Origin of the sequence: Lentzea sp. NPDC059081 (assembly GCF_042738015.1) — a bacterium.
Taxonomy (GTDB): domain Bacteria; phylum Actinomycetota; class Actinomycetes; order Mycobacteriales; family Pseudonocardiaceae; genus Lentzea.
Window position 1 is genome coordinate 443,914 of sequence record NZ_JBHYGW010000005.1, and the last position, 16,054, is coordinate 459,967.

A 16,054-nucleotide genomic window follows, 5' to 3' on the forward strand; every position below is an offset into this window, starting at 1 on the left:
ACCGGGAGCGGTGACGACCGTCCCCTCACCCGGCCGCGCCACGAACCGCACCGCCCGGACGTCCAAAGGGGACGCCAGCAGGTCGTCCGGGTAGGTGCGCAGCTCGTTGCTCACGGACTCGGCCGCCGCTCCCGACACCGCGACTTCGACGCCGGCGACGGTGATCTCGCGCCAGCCGGGCTTGTCCTCCAGGTACGAGTCGCTGAAGGTGACCTCGACCTCGCCGCTCACCGCCAGCGGCGCGCTGTACTCGCAGGTCAGCCGCATCGTCGGCAGGCCTGCCTCACCGGGTGGACGCACGACGTCGGCGTCGCGCACCTCGAACCGCAGCTGCCGTTCGTCCGCCATGGCGTCCAACGACTTCGCGCGTTCGGCACACCGCTTGCGCGCGTCGACCAGCTCGCGGTCCTGCAGCGTCGGGATCTCCGCGCTGTCCACAACGGACCGCAGCTCGATCCGGTCGGGGAACATCCGCAGGCCGTCGTAGTGGTTCACGCTCAGGTTGCTCAGCGGATGCGCCTGCGCCACCCCGCCCATCAGCAGCATCCCGAACAGCACCAGCAGGAAGACTCTCATCGCAGGCTCCCCAGGATCGCCGTCCGGTGCCGCAGGACCTCCTGGTCGCGCCAGCCGAGCGCGACCGCCTGGTCCGAGTACGGCAGAGCCTCCGCCGACCGCCTGTTGACGTGCAGGGCCCACGCCAGGGCGTCCGCGCTGAAGACGCTCCGCCGCTTCGCCCACTCCTTCTCGGCGAACCGCAACGCCTCGGCGGGGTCACCGTGGTCGGCCGAGATCAACGCGGCGGTGAGGTCGTCGCCGCCCAGTGCCCGCAGCTGCCGCAGGGCGAGGTCGTACTGCGCCCGCGCCTCGGCGGGCCGGCCGGCCCGGTCCAGCGCCTCGCCGTACTTCGCGAGGTTCTCGGGTGACGGCACCTTCGACGCCCGCTCACGAGTGGTTTCCAGGAACTCGGTCCTGCCCTCGAGCTTGTCGAGGTGGAGCCGGCAGAACGCGGCCTCGTCGGGCGAGGAAGCGGACTCCAGCGCCCGTTCCAAAGCACCGCGCGCCTCGTCCAGGCGGCCGTGCAGCTCGAAGTGGTAGGCGGCGCGGGTGAACGACGCGACGCCCGGCCGCAGGTCCAGCATTCGTTGCAGCGCAACGGAAGCACCGGCGTCGTCACCGAGCTGCGTCAGCGCGTCGACGAGCACGCCCTGCGCCGCGGCGGAGTCCGGTGCCGCTGCCACCGCGCGCTGCCCCCACTCGCGGGCGGCGGCGAACTCGTGCTTGGCGTTGGCGAGCGCCCCGCGGCCGGTGAACGCCTCACCGTTGCCCTCCGGCTTGAGCCGCAACGACTCGGTCAGCGCCTTCTCGGCGCGGGAGTGGTGCTGGGCGTCGTACGTGACACGGGCGAGCTCCACGTGCGTGGCCCCGAGCTGGGCCCACGCGGCGGCGTCCCGCGGAACTCGGCGTAGCTTGGCCTGCAACGACTCCGCGGTGTGTTGCAAGGAAGAGGTCTGGTCGGCTGAGGTCTGAGGTGCTGCGGCGGGTGTTGCCGCCTGCGGGGAGGCACAGGCGGCAACGGCGAGCAAAGCTGCCAGCAGCGGAAAGGTTTTCCACATCTGAGGCACCTTCGCTTAGCGGGAGTTGACCGCCCTGTTGCCGGGCAGCCCGACGTACGGGAACCTGTCGCCGAAACGGACGTCGTTGCCGTTGACCCGGTCGCCCTTGGCGAGCGCCGGCACGAGCTTGCCGGTCTGCGCCGCGCCGACGACGGCCTGGATCTCGATGTCGACGACGTCGTCGAAGAGCCTGCGGCCGTTGGGGAAGCCCTGCGGGTCACCGCCGAGCACGCCGAGCCGGCTGGGGTTCTTCGTCACCGGCGTGGACATGTTGAGCCGCAGCATCTCCGAAGGCTGGAACTTCTTCGGGTCGACGTCGGAGTTGTTCAGCTGCGAGTTGAGATCGGCCTTGATCGGGCCGCCGGCCTTCGTCGTGATGCCGGTCAGGAAGATCTCGACCAGGTCGGCGCGCGGCGTCTTGGGCGCCGGGATGCCGTAGATCTGCTGGATCAGCCGGGCGAGCTCGGGGTCGTTCACGCGATCCAGCAACGCCTGGACCCTCGCGTCGTTGACCGGTTCGAGGCCGTTGAACGCGTCCTTGAGCGGCGCGGAGGCGACGACCTCGTTGACCAGCGGGTTGCCCAGCCTCGACACCTGCACGAAGCCACCCTGCGGCGTCGCCTTGCCGGGGTCGAGCCGCAGCGTCCGGCGCTCGGTGTCGCTCCAGACGCCGATCACCGGGTTCCTCTTGGGGTCGCCCTTGAGCGCGAGCAGCGTCTTCGGCACCTGGAGCGCGATGGTGTTGACGTTGTAGCCCATCAGCGTGTCCTGGTTGACCTCCTTCAGGTTCCCGCCGTAGAGGAGGTCGAACACGCGCAGGTCCAGGAAGAACGGGTCCTCCGCCGGTCCCACGTAGACCTGGCCGCCACCGGGGATCTTCGCCGTCGCCTGGTCCCTGATCACGCCGAAGTCCGGGAACGACGCGGGGCCGGTGTTCGAGGGCGCCGCCCGGCCGTTGCGCACGAGCGGCGTGGTCCTGCCCTGCTCGACGAGCTCCAGGGTGTAGTTCTGGCGGAACAACAGGTTGTCGTCGTTGATCGAGGTGACGGGCCCGTTGTTGTAGAGGAACGTGGGCGACTTGCCGCCGCGCCGGTCGTCGGTGGTGAACGTGAACCGGAACGTCTTGTCCGGCACCGCGTCGCCGTCGGCGTCGATGTTGACGTCGTAGCGCGCGTCGGTCGCCCACGGGTAGAAGTTGGGGCCGCCGTTGGGTTCCTGCAGCCCGAACCAGTTCGCGACCAGCGTGACGGTGTCGGGTCTGTCCGGACTCGTGAAGGCGTAGACGTCGGTGTTGTCGACCGCCGGGTCGGCCGCGATCAGGGGTGCCTCGCGGTGGCTGGAGGCCTGGGCCCCCGGTATCGCCGCCGCTCCCGCGACCACGAGCACCGCGATGGCACCGCGCCGTAATCGCTGTTTCCTGCCAGATGACATTGTCCTGCTCCCTTCCAACAGCCAGGGATTCGGAGCAGGACGTCTGCCGGTTCGGTCGAGTTTTTCCTGTTATTCCGCGGCTTTGGGAGCCGTTGTCCACTACGACGACTTGGCACCCGCCAACCTGGCGAGAACCATCTCAGCCAGACTGCGGAACTCCTTGTAGCACCGCTGGACCAGTCCCAGCGTGCTGCCGATCGCGCCGTCGGCAGAGCGTAGGTCGAACATTGGCTTACGCGCGTCGTGCGCCAACGGCATCAGGCTCTGGTAGTTCCGCACGGTCGCGATCTCGAAGCCACCAGCCTGCGACAGAAGTGGCGCGCCGCCGAGCACTTCGTCCGCGAAGACACCGGGGATGCGATCCAGCCAGCGTCGATATGCCGCGACAGGCCGATCTAGCCGCATGGTCGGTTGCATGATCACGTATCCAAGCGGGACCATGTTGCCAGCTGGAGCCTCGATAGCAGACGGCACCTTCGGAAGTACCGTCTCCTGCCACGTGGTTCGCCACTGACGAAGCGCAGGCCCCAGGTTGATCAGGCCTCGAAGCGAGAAAAGATCGGCTGCCAACGGCATCAGTACCGTGTCAGATGCCAGAAGCGCAGATCGGTTAATCGCCCCCAAGTTAGGGCCGACATCGATGAGAACAATGTCTGCACGAACCTTTTGCGCAGCCGCTGAAATGATCCGATGGAACGCAGTAGTTGCCCTGATCGCAGCCATATCTATACCAGTAAAGCTGCGTGGCCACGCGTCGGAAAGCTTCTCTTCGAATGCACTCAGCTCCAAGTCACCTGGCAACAACCATAGGGTGTCCCTTATCCTGATGGGATCGAACAGTTCGATATCACCCAGGCCTTCCATGATCGGCCCCACTGCGGCAGCCAAGGTTCCCGGGTTCGCAGCGTCCAACATAGGCAACAAGCGCGGCTGAAGTTGCCCCAGGACGGGACTGCTTGACTCGTTCCACAGCGCTGCGAGGTCATCTTCATCAAGGAAAGCAGCCGTCAAGTTCGACTGCGGATCGAGGTCGACAGCAAGCACACGTTGCCCGAGCCGTTCCAACATATGCGCAAGATGGTAGGTGAGCGTAGTTTTGCCAACCCCACCCTTGTTGTTGAAGAGAGCCAACGAGATCACAGCTGCCTCCTCACAACCACCAACCAGGATGCATCGTCCACAACATACTCAGCGGGAGGATTTCCGTTGCGCTCCAGCGATGCTCGAACTCGCCCGATACCACGCCCAAATCGGTTGACGTACCCCATGGACTTCATAGCACCGGCCAACGACGGGTTCCGATAGTCATTAACTCGCTCGAAGTTGTCAGCGTTAACCTGCCCGAACGGCCCACCAGGATTAGTCACTTCGATCCGGTCATCGAACCAGGCAATACGAACTGGCGCATACGACGACTCGTAGTTGCGATGCATGACCGCGTTCATACAAATCTCTCGAAGTGCTTCCAGTGGATAGTCAGGACGTTCCTCTTCTCTGAAGTCGCCCATCGAGACCAGTGCGGTGTGAAGGTGTCCACGCAGGACGGCCGACAGCCGAGCTGCAGTGTCGATCACGTTGCCCCGGATCTCCTGGTCATCCGCGACAGGGGCGTCAAGGTCAACCCCTTTGTAACGAACAAACTGGACGTAGGCTCCGGGAATCTGCGCACTTGGGTTGAGCCCGATCGCAAGCAAGCCAAGAACAGTAGGAACACCAACTGGATCAGTCAGCCTTAGTGATGCCAACTGAAGATCGGTCGGACGTCCATTTTCCTCCAACACGTCCAGCGAGACAACGGACGGCAGGTAGGTCGACCGGAACAGAGCAAGATCCAGGTCGTCGATCGAAGCCGAGTGAACAGCGTGACTGTCGAACGGCCCTGAGAGCTCGCGCCGCCTCTCTGTCAGCACACGTTCGTCCTCTCGGTGTGCCTTCCGAGTGGTCGGACCGGGACGTACGTAGACAGTGCCGTCGAACCGCACCGGCGGAGCCGCTGAGGCCTCGACCCTGATCCTCACCACCTCTTTGCCCTTGAAGACGGCGCGTTCGACTGTCATCGAGGGCCGATCGATGATCCGTCCGTCATCGCGGTACTCGGTCAGCGTGAGCAAGAGGCGGTCGGTGATCGACAAATCCACCGGCTCGCCTGCATCGTTCACGCCGATGAGCAGGTCCCCTCCGCCGCACTTCGGTAGATCGTTGGCGAACGCGCAGATCACCTGCCCGATCACCTTGCGGTCCGGGACGGACTCCTTGAACTCGAGGTTCGGAGCCTCGCTAGTCCCGAGCACGTCGGCAAGATCGGTGGTCATGGCAGCAATCTTCGCAGATCGCGTGATCTTTGCATTGTGGTGTTGTTATTCCGCGGCTTTCGGAGCCACGACAGTTCCGCGTGCCCGCGTTACGACGATCGGCTCAGCCAGCACATCGGCCGCCGATGGACCTCGTTCCGGCGCCGACCGCGCCACGACGCGGGCCTCGAACTCGATCTCGCGTGATCGTTTGCCGATGCGCACCAGCGTCGCCGTGGCCTCCACGACGTCGCCGGCCTGGATCGGTGCCGCGAACTCGACGGAGCTGTAGCCCGCGAAGAGCCCCTCGTCCGAGTCCGTGTGGATCAGCAGCTCCGTGGCCACGTCGCCGAACATCCCGAGCCCGTAGGCCCCGTCGACGAGGTTGCCCCCGTAGTGCGCGTGGGAGTGCGGCACGTAACGGCGGTGCGTCACCTGAAAGCCTTCTACCAAAGCCCCGCTCACGCGGCGACTCCCTTCTTCTCCTGCATCGCGTGCACCAGGTAGCTCGCGACCTCGCCCGGCGTGGTACCCCGGGAGAACACCCGGTCAACCCCCAGCTCGCCCGCCATCAACGGGTCGAACCGCGGACCGCCCGCGACCAGCAGCGGGCGCCTGTCCCCCATCGCCTCGCGGAACGCCGCGGACATCTCCTGCGTGTTCAGGATGTGCGCGTCCCGTTGCGTGACGACCTGGGAGATCAGCACGGCGTCCGCCTTCTCCGCACGAGCGCTGCGGACCAGCTCTGGAACGCTCACCTGCGCGCCGAGGTTCACGACCTTCAGCTCGCGGTAGTACTCCAGGCCCTTCTCACCGGCGAACCCCTTGATGTTGAGGATCGCGTCGATGCCGACCGTGTGCGCGTCGGTCCCGATGCACCCGCCGACGACGACCAGCTTGCGCCGCAACACCTTCTTGAGCGTCGTGTTGACCTCCGCCGGCGACAGCAGCGGGTACTCGCGCTCGACGACCTTGACCTCGTCGAGGTCCACCAGGTGCTTCACCGAGCCGTAGACGACGAAGAAAGTGAAGTCGTCGCCGATCGGGTTCGAGTGGACCACCATCGCGGGGTCCATGCCCATCTTGTTCGCGAGCTGCTGCGCCGCGCCGTCCGCCTTGGGGCCGAAGGGGATCGGCAGCGTGAACGACGTCTGGATCATGCCGTCGCCGGTGGTGTCGCCGTACGGCCGCACGTACCTCTTCGCGTCAGGCATCGCGGGCCTCCAGCATCTCGCTCGCGGGGTTGAAGTACTGCTCGGCCTTCTCGACGACGCCGTCCGCGCCCTTGCCCTTGTCCGCAGGGCGTTTCATCAACCCGAACGTGCCGTCCGCGATCGCGTTCAGCAGTCCGTCGTCGACGATCCTGCCCAGCAGGTCCACGGCCTCGCCGAGCACCTGGTGCGCCCGCTTGACGATGAGCCCGTCCGGCGCGGGCCGGAAGTCCTCCGCGAGGCTGCCCGCGGCGTTCAGCACGTACCGGACGTTCTGCAGCGCGAGGTCGCGGTCGGACAGGAACGGCGTCACGACGGCCTCGGTCATCATGCCGACGAGCAGGATGGACTGTCCTGTGAGGACGCCCGCGAGGTTGAAGAACCCGTCCAGCAGGTAGCCGTTGAAGACGTCGCCGGTCATGTGCTTGGTGGGCGGCATCCACTTGAGCGGCGCGTCCGGGAAGAGCTCTCTCGCGAGGAGGGCGTGGGCGAGCTCCAGCCGGAACGAGTCGGGCACCTTCGGGTTGATCTCGAACGCGTGCCCGAGGCCCAGCAGGTGGTCGGGCAGTCCCGCCTCGTGGGCGAAGTGCTCGTTGAGGAGCTGGGAGACCGTGACGGTGTGCGCGGCGTCGACGGCGTCCGCGGTGGTGAGGTAGTTGTCCTCGCCGGTGTTGATGATGATGCCGGCCCGCGCGTGCACCTGGCGGCTGAAGCGCTGGTCGACGAACGTGCGGATCGGGTTGATGTCGCGGAACAGGATGCCGTACATCGAGTCGTTCAACATCATGTCGAGCCGCTGCAGCCCCGCCAGCACGGCGATCTCCGGCATGCACAGCCCGGACGCGTAGTTGGTCAGCCGCACGTACCGGCCGACCTCCTTGGACACGTCGTCGAGGGCCGCGCGCATGATCCGGAAGTTCTCCTGCGTGGCGTACGTGCCCGCGAACCCGTGGTGCGTGGCGCCTTCCGGGACGTAGTCGAGCAGGCTCTGCCCGGTCGAGCGGATCACGGCGATGATGTCGGCACCGGCGCGGGCGGCGTTCTGCGCCTGGACGACGTCCTCGTCGATGTCGCCGGTCGCGACGATGAGGTAGATCCACGGCCGTTGGGCGGGGTCGCCGAGTCTGGTGACGAGCTTGTCGCGCTGGGCCCGGTTGCGGTCGACCGTCTTGAGGCCCTTGGCGACGGCGGACGTGGCGGCTTTCTTCGCCGCCGTGCGGTCTTTGCCCTCGGGGACCTTGAACTGGACCTGCCCCGCCGCCGTGGCCTCCGCCAGTTCGGTGAGGGTGGCGAGGTTGTGTTCTTTGAGCGCGTGGAAGGCGGGCAGCACCACGCCGTGCTCCAGCCCGCACTGCTCGCGAACCGTGTCGATCACCCGGTTGACCCACGGCACGTCACCGGCGCGGTGGGTGGAGTCCGCGCCGGTGATGCCGGCCAGGCGAAGCGTGGCGCGCTCGACGGCGACGGTGGTGTGCGCCTTCGCGAGGGACACCACCGGTTCGGCCGCCCGCGCCGCGAGTTCGCGCGCGGTGGCGACGACCCTGGGGTCGAGGTCGAGCAACGCCATGAGTCACTTCCTCTCGTAGATGGTCCGGCCGTTCAGCACGGTCCGCACGCACACCGGCGCCGGACCGGTCAGGTCCGGCAGCCCGGGCACGCCCGACCGCGGGTCGGTCGACCAGCGCTGCACCCGCGCGTCGGACCCGGCCACCACGAGGTCGCCGGTCTCCCACACCGCGTACGTCGCAGGCGCGCCGGGCTGGAGCGTGCCGGTCAGACCGTCGTCCACGCCTGCCGCACGCCAGCCGCCACGCGTGTGGGCGGTGAAGGCGGCGCGGGGTGAGACGCCGAAGCCTTCGGTCCGGTGGTGCACCGCGGCGCGCACGGCGGCCCACGGGTCGATGGCGGTTACCGGGGTGTCCGAGCCGAACGCGAGGACGACGCCTGCGGCAGCCAGACGTGAATAGGGGTTCAGCCCCACTCCGCGTTCGGTGCCGAGCCGCTGCACGTACATGCCGGCCGGGCCGCCCCACTCGGCGTCGAACAGCGGCTGGACGGACGCGATGACGCCCCACCCGGCGAGCTGCCGAGCCTGTTCGGCGGAGACCATCTCGACGTGTTCGAGGCGGTGGCGCGCGGAGGCGAGCGTCGGGGTGCCGAGGGCCTTCTCGGCGAGGGTGAAGCCCTCGATGATCGCGGCCATGCCGGCGTCGCCGATGACGTGGAACCCGGCCTGCACACCCAGCTCGGTGCACTTCACCAGGTGGTCGGCGATCTGCTGACCGCTCAGGTAGAGGGCGCCGGAGGTCGCGGCGTCGGCGTAGGGCTCGACCAGCGCGGCCGTGCGCGAGCCGATCGCGCCGTCGACGAAGTGGTCGCCGGCCAGGCCGCGGACGGGGACAGCAGGCAGGTCGTGGGCGCCCCAGTAGGCGACCACCTCGGGGCCCTCGTCCAGCGCCAGCAGCTCGCGCAGGTCGTCCTCGCCGGAGATGTCGGGGCCGGCGCACTCGTGCACGGACGCGATGCCCCGAGAAGCGGCGTGGCGGAGGAACGCCCGTTGCGCTGCCTCGCGCTGTTCGGGCGTGATGGCTGCCTTGGCCGTGCCGCGCACGTGGTGGTGGGCCGCGCGCGAGAGAGGACCATCCTCCGACCACCCGTCCGCCGCGCGCACGTCGTCCGTGATCAGGTCGGACGACACGAGCGCGGAGTGCACGTCGATGCGTGAGAGGTACACGGTCTTACTGCCCGCGGCCTCGTCGATCTCCGCACGCGTCGGTGGCCGGTTCTCGGGCCAACGCGTCTCGTCCCAGCCGTGTCCCCACACGAGCGGTCCTTCGGCGTCGCGCACCTGTTGCAGCAACGAGTCCACTGAGGAGGTTCGAGTCAGGTCGAGGCCCGTCAGGAGCAGGCCGGCCGACGTGGCGTGCACGTGCGCGTCGACGAACGCGGGCGCGACGAAGGCGCCGTTCAGCTCCACCACCGAGGCGTCGGGGTGCAGTGCACGGCCGACCGAGTCCTGTCCGATCCACACGACGACGCCGTCCGTGACGGCCATCGCCGTCGCATCCGGTGCGTAGATGCGGCCGCCGACCAAAAGTTGCGTACTCACGTCACGCAGTCTGCCGGTGCTCGAACAGCGCCCGCACACCCGGCTGGGTCCTGACCAGCTCCAAGGCGAACGCGGCGTGACCAGGCACATACCCGTTGCCGACGAGCATCTCGACGTCGGCGGCCAGACCCTCCGCTCCCAAAGCGGCGGCACTGAACGAGGTCGCCATGGAGAAGAAGATCACGGTCCCGCCGTCCGCGGTCGCGAGGATGGCTCCGTGCTCGCACCCCGGCACGTCCACACACACGACCGTCACGTCGACCTGCTTGCCCACGGCCTCGGCCACGGCGACAGGGTTGCGCGCATCCGCGATGACGACCTCGTCCGCGAGACCCGACGAACGCACCGATGCCGCCTCACGCTCCGTCGGCACCAACGCCACGAGACGCGACGCACCAGCCTGACGGGCGGCCGCGAGAGAGAGCGACCCCGACTTCCCGCCACCACCGAGCACCAACACGGACCCACCGGGATGCCTGCGCACCACACGGTCGGTCAGCGCCGGTGCACCGCACACGTCGAGCACGGACAACGCCAGCTCGTTGGACATGTCGTCCGGCAGCACGGCCGCGATGGACCGCCCGAACAGCACCGCGGTCCCCCGGCACGGCACCTGCTCGTCCTCGCCGTCCCAGTCGCGCAGGCCGTCGTCGATCTTCAACGGCGTGAGCGTCAGGCTGACCAGCGTCGCGATCCGGTCGCCCGCCTTCAGCCCGAGCGGCGACTCCGGGCCCGCCTCGAGCACGGTGCCGAGCAACATCCCGCCCGACCCGGTGACGGGGTTCTGCATCTTCCCGCGCTCGGCCACGATGTCGAGCACGGCCTGCCGGACCGCGGCGCCGCTGCCGTGCAGCTCCCTGAGCTGCCGGAACGACGCCGCGTCCAGGTTGAGGCGCTCGACGGCGACGACGACCTCGTCGGCGGCGGCGACCGGGGTCGCGTCCAGCCGCCACGCCTGCTGCGGCAGGACACCGACGGGCTCGAGGACGCGGTGCAGTCCGTACGCACTCACCTGAAAATCCTTCGGTCGACGACGCTGTCTCGAAGATATCTTCACGTGAAGCGCTAAGATCCCGCAAGCATCACTCAGAAATCACGCGGAACCAGCGGCAGTCGTAGGGCGCCAGGTCCACCTTCGCGCCGATCTTCGCGGGCTTCACCGTCGCCCCCGACGCCAGATCCGTGAGCAGCCCCTCGGCCGGGACCCGCACGGTGACGTCCTGGTCCGCGAAGTTGTGCACGGCGATGACCGACCCGCCGTCGCAGTCGGCGCGGTGGGCGAACACGGTCGGGTCGCCCAGGTCGAGCACCTGCACGGTCCCCCACGCCAGCTCCGGGGCCTCGCGGTAGAGCTCGACCAGCTTGCGCATCCAGGTCAGCAGCGAGTCGGGGTCGTGGCGCTGCTTGCCGGCCTCGTCCCAGTCCATCGGCACGCGCACGGCGAGCCTGCCCTCCAGCGACAGGTCCTCCTCCAGGCCGATCTCCTCGCCGTAGAAGAGCACCGGCGTGCCCGGCAGCGTGAACAGCAGGCTGTAGACCATCCGGATGCGGCGCTGGTCGCCGTCGAGCATGCCCGGCAGCCGGCGGCGCAGACCGCGGCCGTAGAGCTGCATGTCGGGATCCGGGCCGAACGCGTCGAAGACCTCCTGGCGTTCGTCGAGGGGCAGCTTGTCCAGCGTCAGCTCGTCGTGGTTGCGCACGAACGTCGCCCAGTGCCCGTCGCGCGGCGGCAGCGGGCGTTCCTGCAGCGCCTTGACCAGCGGGCCGCTCGACTGCCGGGCCAGCGCCAGGTACATCGCCTGCATGCCCACGAAGTCGAAGCACATGCTCAGCTCGTCGCCGACGCCCTGGCCGTAGTACGCCATCGCGTCCTTGTACGGCAGGTTGACCTCGCCGAGCAGCACGGCCTCGCCGTTGCGGCGGTTAAGGAACGCGCGCAGGTCGGTGAGGTAGTCGTGCGGGTCGGGCAGGTCGATCGCGTCGGTCTTCTCCTGGTGCTCGAGCAGGAACGGGACGGCGTCGACGCGGAAGCCGCTGAGGCCCAGCTCCATCCAGAAGCCCATGATCCGCGCGATCTCGTCGCGGACGGCGGGGTTGGCGACGTTGAGGTCGGGCTGGTGCTTGTAGAAGCGGTGCAGGTAGTACTTCCCCACCTCCTCGGAGTACTCCCAGAGCGAGTTCTCCTTGTCGGGGAACGTGATGCCCTGCGGTCCGTCGTCGCGCGGCTTGTCGGACCAGACGTACCAGTCGCGCTTCTCGGGGTCGTGGAACCACGGGTGCTGGTCGGACGTGTGGTTGACGACGAGGTCGGCGATGACGCGCATGCCACGGTCCCGTGCGGCGCGCACGAACTCCACGAAGTCGCCGAGCGAACCGAGCCGCGGGTCGACGTTGTAGAAGTCGGTGATGTCGTAGCCGTCGTCCTTCTCCGGCGTCGGGTAGAACGGCATCAGCCACAGACATGTGACGCCCAGGGCGTGCAAGTGGTCGATGCGTTCCGTCGCACCGCGGAACCCGCCGTCGGAGAAGGTCTCGACGTCGAGGCAGTAGAGGACGGCGTTCTTCCACCAGACGTCAGATGTGCGGATCACGCGGCCACCTCCGGCAGGACGTGCTCGCCGAACGCGTCGACGAACGCGGTCAGGTCCTGCCCCACGTGGTGCAGGTAGATCTCCTCGAAGCCGAGCTCCTCGTAGGAGTTGAGCTGCCCGGCGTGCCACTTCAGGTCCGACGACACGTTGACGACCTCGGCCACCTGCTGCGGCGTGACGTGCTCGGAGACGACGTCGAAGTGGTCGGTCATCTCCAGGTCCCAGCAGACGGGCGGCTGGAAGACGTTGCTGCGCCACTGGTCGTGCGCCGTCGCCATCGCCCTGTCCTCGTCGGGGTCCCAGCTGAGGTGCACCTGGAGGTGGAGCTTGCCGCGGCCGCCGGCGTCGCGATAGGCGTCAGCCACTGCACGCAGGCGTTCCGGTGACGCGTTGACGGTGATCAGCCCGTCCGCCCAGGAGGCGCACCACCGGGCCGTCTCCGGGCTCACGGCCGCGCCGATCAGCTGCGGCACCTCGTCCGGCACCGTCCAGAGCTTGGCGCGGTCGACCGTGACCAGGCCGTCGTGGCTGACCTCCTCGCCGGAGAGCAGCGCGCGGATGACGTCGACGCACTCGCGCAGCCGGGCGGTGCGGACGTCCTTGCGCGGCCAGACGTCGCCGGTGATGTGCTCGTTGCTGGCCTCGCCGGTGCCGAGCGCGGCCCAGAACCGGCCGGGGTACATGGCGGCGAGAGTGCCGATGGCCTGCGCGGTGATCGCCGGGTGGTAGCGCTGACCGGGTGCCGTGACCACACCGAACGGCAGATTCGTGGCCTGCAGCGCGGACCCCAGCCACGACCAGGCGAACCCCGACTGCCCCTGGCGCGAACTCCACGGGGAGAAGTGGTCGGAGCTCATGGCCGCGGTGAACCCGGCCTCCTCGGCCCTGCGCACGGCGGTGAGCAGGCCGGCGGGGTGTATCTGCTCGTGTGAGGCGTGGATGCCGTAGACCGTCATGCGGCTTCTGTACCCAATCGAGCAGTTCGAGAAAGCTTTGAACCGATCGAACCCGGTGCCCGTGTGTAGGGCAGCACCTCGCTGCGGAGGAGGAACGACGATGTTCAACGAGACTCGGGTCGGCACCGTGACCGTCGTTGAGTTCGTGCGGCCGGACGGCTCCATGGAGTCGATGAACGTCGACCTCCACTATCGCTCGGACGATCCGCATGCGGTGACAATGCGCTTCCACACACGCGACCAGGAGTCGACGTGGCTGGTGGGCCGCGAGCTGCTGGCCGACGGGCTGATGTCGCCGGCGGGGATGGGCGACGTGCGGCTACGCCCGGCGGACGGGGACGTGCTCGTGCTGGAGCTCCTCACCGAGGACTCGCACGCCGTGTTCCACCTGTCGGCGGACGAGCTGGGGCGGTTCCTCGACTCCACCTACGCCGCGGTGCCGGCGGGGGGCGAGGTCGTCGACTTCGACCTGCTGCTGAAGGACCTGCTGGCCTGACCGGTGCTGCGTTCGGGTGGTTGGCGCGCGACCGCGTAACCGCCCGGTGGTGCCCGCCGAGATCAGGGCATGCGGTTCCTGGGTGTGCTGGTGGTGGTCGCCGCGGTGAGCACCGCGGTCAGCTGGCTGCTCGCGAGCGGGCTCGACACCGCCGACAAGATCGCCAGCGTGGTGGGCGCGCTGGCCGCGGTCGCGTCGCTCGGGTTCGCGGTGTGGGCGTGGGGGAAGACGGAACAGGGACCCCGGCCGTCGCGCAGGCGGGTCGTGGCGACGAGCGCGGCCGTGCTGGTCGTGGCCGGGGTGCCGCCGTTGATCGCGGTGGTCACGGCGGACCCGCCTCCCGTGCGCGGCGCCGAGTGGGCGCAGCAGGCGTTGCTGACGGGCTCGGACGGCGGGATCGAGAGCTTGTCCTTCTCCCCCAACGGCAAGCTGGTCGCGGCCGGCAGCTTCAGCGGCGACGTGCACGTGTGGGACGTGCGGTCGGGTGACCTGGTCAAGAAGTTCACCGTCGACGACGAGGTCGTCGAGGCCGTCGCGTTCAGCCCGGACGGCGCCCGGCTCGCGGCGGGCGGCTGGGACGGCAGGGTGCGCCTGTTCGACACCGACACCTGGGCCCTGAAGACCACGTTCACGAGGATGACCGACTGGGTCGACGCGCTGGCGTACTCGCCGGACGGGGACCTGATCCTGATCCGCACCGCGGAGGCGTCGCAGGTGCGCAAGGCGAGCGGCCGGGACACCGTGGCGAAGCTCGGCGAGGTCGACGGCGCCGTGTTCGTCGACGACACGAGCCTCGCGGTCAGCGGCGACCACGAGATCCGGCTCTACGACACCGCGAGCGAGGACTACGGCCGCACGGTCCTGACCGTCGAGAACTCCCCGAGCACCCTCGTCGTGTCGCGCGACGGCACCTATCTCGCCGTGGAGGGCGGCCACATCGGCGCGAAGAAGAAGGACATCCCTGCGCGCGTGTGGGATCTCAAGCAGGACAAGGACATCGCGTTGCAGGACGCGCCGCCGAAAGGTGACGCGATGGCGTTCACCCGCGACAACAAGCACCTGTTCATGAACACGGGCAAGGGCGGGGTCGGTGTGTGGAGCCTGCCGGACGGACGACGCGTCACCGCGCTGCCCGAGGCGTCGTCGACCGTGAACGCCATCGCGACCGGTCCGGACGACCTCGTCGCGGTGGGCGGGCAGGACAACGTCGTGCGGCTGTTCCGCAAGCTACAGACGTAGTCCCAGGACGAGCTTGTCCGCGGAGTCGATCACGCGGAAGCCCATGTGTTCCCAGAAGCCGATCGCGTGTGTGTTGTGGTGCCGCACGTGCACATGCACGCCCTTCTCAAGGCGTTCGAGCACCGTCCGCACGAGCGTGCCGCCGAAACCCCTGCCCTTGGCGCGCGGGAGCAGGTTCGCGTGCATGTGCGCCGGATAGTCGCGGACCAGCATCGGGTCGACGCGGACGGGGTGGTGGATCTGCTCCACGATCCGGTTCGCGTTGGGCCTCAGCGGGTAGCGGATGCGCAGGTCGGGCCACCAGTCGCGGTCGCAGCGGTCCTCGAAGGCCTCGCTGTCGGACGTCGCCACCGCGTAGCCGCAGACGCCGTCGTCGTCCTCCGCGACGAACGCCAGGTCGGGCTCGAACGCCACGTACGGGCCGACGTAGGCGTGGCCCAGCAGCCGCGGGTCGTCGAACAGGTGACGCACGCCCTGGCCGCCGTTGCCCGTGTCGAGGCAGATGTCGTAGAGCGCGTCCAGGTCGACCGGCCGGTAGGCGCGGATCACGTCAGCTCGCGCCGATCCGTGATGATCACCGGGTCGACGTCGACGACCTCGCCCTCGACCACCTGACCGGCCCCGAAGCGCCGTTCGTGCTCGAACTTGAGCGACGCCGCCTCCGCCTTGCGCGCGATCCGCCTGCTCACGATCTTGCGCGTGGGCGGGAACAGCAGGAACAACGCGACCACGTCGCTGAGGAAGCCCGGCACCATGATCAACGCACCGGCGGCCGCGATGAGCATGCCGTCGGCCATCTCCTGGTGCGGCTGCTGACGCCGCCACACCGACTCGCGCAACGCCGCCATCGTCTGCGCGCCCTGCCTGCGCACCAGCGACAGACCGATCAGGGAGCCCACGAGGAGCAGCGCGATCATCCAGAGCCCGCCGATGGCGTTGGCCACGGCGACCATGACCGCGACCTCGGCGAAGAAAGCGACGAGCACCAGAGCGAAGACAGGCATACCGGTTGAACGCACGGGACGCCCCAAATGCTCCCGACCACCCCTCCACCAGGGCTTGAGCTGAAATATTTACGGCAGCCTAGCGGTATGACAGGATATCTTTACGCGAC

16 protein-coding genes are annotated in these 16,054 nt (G+C 68.4%); 3 read left to right on the plus strand and 13 right to left on the minus strand.

What is annotated here, in order from left to right; genetic code table 11:
• The first annotated feature begins 94 nt into the window (after nt 1–94).
• Complete coding sequence (locus ACFWV3_RS15115) at nt 95–487, plus strand: hypothetical protein (RefSeq protein ID WP_382411738.1); 393 nt, start codon at nt 95–97, stop codon at nt 485–487.
• Nucleotides 488–572: 85 nt separating this feature from the next.
• Here ACFWV3_RS15115 and ACFWV3_RS15120 read toward each other — a convergent pair whose 3' ends face one another.
• From ACFWV3_RS15120 to ACFWV3_RS15170, 11 genes are all read right to left on the minus strand, one after another.
• Nucleotides 573–1,502: a tetratricopeptide repeat protein gene (locus ACFWV3_RS15120; protein ID WP_382411739.1), complete on the minus strand. Its 930-nt coding sequence runs from the start codon at nt 1,500–1,502 to the stop codon at nt 573–575.
• 129 nt (nt 1,503–1,631) lie between these two features.
• Complete coding sequence (locus ACFWV3_RS15125; protein WP_382411741.1) at nt 1,632–3,047, minus strand: DUF4331 domain-containing protein; 1,416 nt, start codon at nt 3,045–3,047, stop codon at nt 1,632–1,634.
• A 99-nt stretch (nt 3,048–3,146) separates the two neighbouring features.
• Entirely contained in the window at nt 3,147–4,187 is a 1,041-nt protein-coding gene (locus tag ACFWV3_RS15130; protein WP_382411742.1) for a ParA family protein, read from the minus strand.
• On the minus strand, nt 4,184–5,359 hold the full coding sequence (locus ACFWV3_RS15135) for an ATP-binding protein (protein WP_382411743.1): 1,176 nt from the start codon (nt 5,357–5,359) through the stop codon (nt 4,184–4,186). The genes ACFWV3_RS15130 and ACFWV3_RS15135 overlap by 4 nt, the downstream gene beginning before the upstream one ends.
• Before the next feature lie 45 nt (nt 5,360–5,404).
• Complete coding sequence (locus ACFWV3_RS15140) at nt 5,405–5,773, minus strand: hotdog domain-containing protein (protein WP_382411744.1); 369 nt, start codon at nt 5,771–5,773, stop codon at nt 5,405–5,407.
• 26 nt (nt 5,774–5,799) lie between these two features.
• Nucleotides 5,800–6,552, minus strand: a complete 753-nt coding sequence (locus tag ACFWV3_RS15145; protein WP_382411745.1) for an OAM dimerization domain-containing protein — start codon at nt 6,550–6,552, stop codon at nt 5,800–5,802.
• A complete protein-coding gene (locus ACFWV3_RS15150) occupies nt 6,545–8,116 on the minus strand; it encodes a lysine 5,6-aminomutase subunit alpha (protein ID WP_382411747.1) in 1,572 nt (523 codons plus the stop codon). Before ACFWV3_RS15150 ends, ACFWV3_RS15145 begins: the two co-directional genes overlap by 8 nt.
• 3 nt (nt 8,117–8,119) lie before the next feature.
• A complete protein-coding gene (locus tag ACFWV3_RS15155) occupies nt 8,120–9,667 on the minus strand; it encodes an amidohydrolase (RefSeq protein ID WP_382411820.1) in 1,548 nt (515 codons plus the stop codon).
• Nucleotides 9,660–10,670: an L-erythro-3,5-diaminohexanoate dehydrogenase gene (locus tag ACFWV3_RS15160; protein WP_382411749.1), complete on the minus strand. Its 1,011-nt coding sequence runs from the start codon at nt 10,668–10,670 to the stop codon at nt 9,660–9,662. The genes ACFWV3_RS15155 and ACFWV3_RS15160 overlap by 8 nt, the downstream gene beginning before the upstream one ends.
• 70 nt (nt 10,671–10,740) lie before the next feature.
• On the minus strand, nt 10,741–12,249 hold the full coding sequence (locus tag ACFWV3_RS15165) for an alpha-amylase family protein (RefSeq protein WP_382411750.1): 1,509 nt from the start codon (nt 12,247–12,249) through the stop codon (nt 10,741–10,743).
• Complete coding sequence (locus ACFWV3_RS15170) at nt 12,246–13,205, minus strand: TIGR03885 family FMN-dependent LLM class oxidoreductase (RefSeq protein ID WP_382411752.1); 960 nt, start codon at nt 13,203–13,205, stop codon at nt 12,246–12,248. The genes ACFWV3_RS15165 and ACFWV3_RS15170 overlap by 4 nt, the downstream gene beginning before the upstream one ends.
• Nucleotides 13,206–13,305: 100 nt before the next feature.
• On the opposite strand from ACFWV3_RS15170, the gene ACFWV3_RS15175 reads away from it, so the two are divergent.
• Together ACFWV3_RS15175 and ACFWV3_RS15180 are read left to right on the plus strand one after the other, a co-directional pair.
• Complete coding sequence (locus ACFWV3_RS15175; RefSeq protein ID WP_382411753.1) at nt 13,306–13,701, plus strand: SsgA family sporulation/cell division regulator; 396 nt, start codon at nt 13,306–13,308, stop codon at nt 13,699–13,701.
• A 69-nt stretch (nt 13,702–13,770) separates the two neighbouring features.
• Nucleotides 13,771–14,940 (plus strand): WD40 repeat domain-containing protein, encoded by a 1,170-nt coding sequence (locus ACFWV3_RS15180; RefSeq protein ID WP_382411754.1) that lies wholly within the window; start codon nt 13,771–13,773, stop codon nt 14,938–14,940.
• On the opposite strand, the gene ACFWV3_RS15185 is transcribed toward ACFWV3_RS15180, so the two are convergent.
• Nucleotides 14,929–15,489, minus strand: coding sequence for a GNAT family N-acetyltransferase (locus tag ACFWV3_RS15185; RefSeq protein WP_382411756.1), 561 nt, complete (start codon nt 15,487–15,489; stop codon nt 14,929–14,931). The two genes, ACFWV3_RS15180 and ACFWV3_RS15185, sit on opposite strands and share 12 nt — an antisense overlap.
• Nucleotides 15,486–15,944, minus strand: a complete 459-nt coding sequence (locus tag ACFWV3_RS15190) for an FxsA family protein (RefSeq protein ID WP_382411757.1) — start codon at nt 15,942–15,944, stop codon at nt 15,486–15,488. The genes ACFWV3_RS15185 and ACFWV3_RS15190 overlap by 4 nt, the downstream gene beginning before the upstream one ends.
• Nucleotides 15,945–16,054 lie beyond the last annotated feature (110 nt).

What these genes read in the sequence shown, in the direction of transcription:
- ACFWV3_RS15175 (WP_382411753.1), top strand. Translation starts at nt 13,306, where the DNA reads ATGTTCAACGAGACTCGGGTCGGCACCGTGACCGTCGTTGAGTTCGTG.
- ACFWV3_RS15135 (WP_382411743.1), bottom strand. Translation starts at nt 5,359, where the DNA reads ATGACCACCGATCTTGCCGACGTGCTCGGGACTAGCGAGGCTCCGAAC.
- ACFWV3_RS15190 (WP_382411757.1), bottom strand. Translation starts at nt 15,944, where the DNA reads ATGCCTGTCTTCGCTCTGGTGCTCGTCGCTTTCTTCGCCGAGGTCGCG.
- ACFWV3_RS15150 (WP_382411747.1), bottom strand. Translation starts at nt 8,116, where the DNA reads ATGGCGTTGCTCGACCTCGACCCCAGGGTCGTCGCCACCGCGCGCGAA.
- ACFWV3_RS15125 (WP_382411741.1), bottom strand. Translation starts at nt 3,047, where the DNA reads ATGTCATCTGGCAGGAAACAGCGATTACGGCGCGGTGCCATCGCGGTG.
- ACFWV3_RS15180 (WP_382411754.1), top strand. Translation starts at nt 13,771, where the DNA reads ATGCGGTTCCTGGGTGTGCTGGTGGTGGTCGCCGCGGTGAGCACCGCG.
- ACFWV3_RS15145 (WP_382411745.1), bottom strand. Translation starts at nt 6,552, where the DNA reads ATGCCTGACGCGAAGAGGTACGTGCGGCCGTACGGCGACACCACCGGC.
- ACFWV3_RS15170 (WP_382411752.1), bottom strand. Translation starts at nt 13,205, where the DNA reads ATGACGGTCTACGGCATCCACGCCTCACACGAGCAGATACACCCCGCC.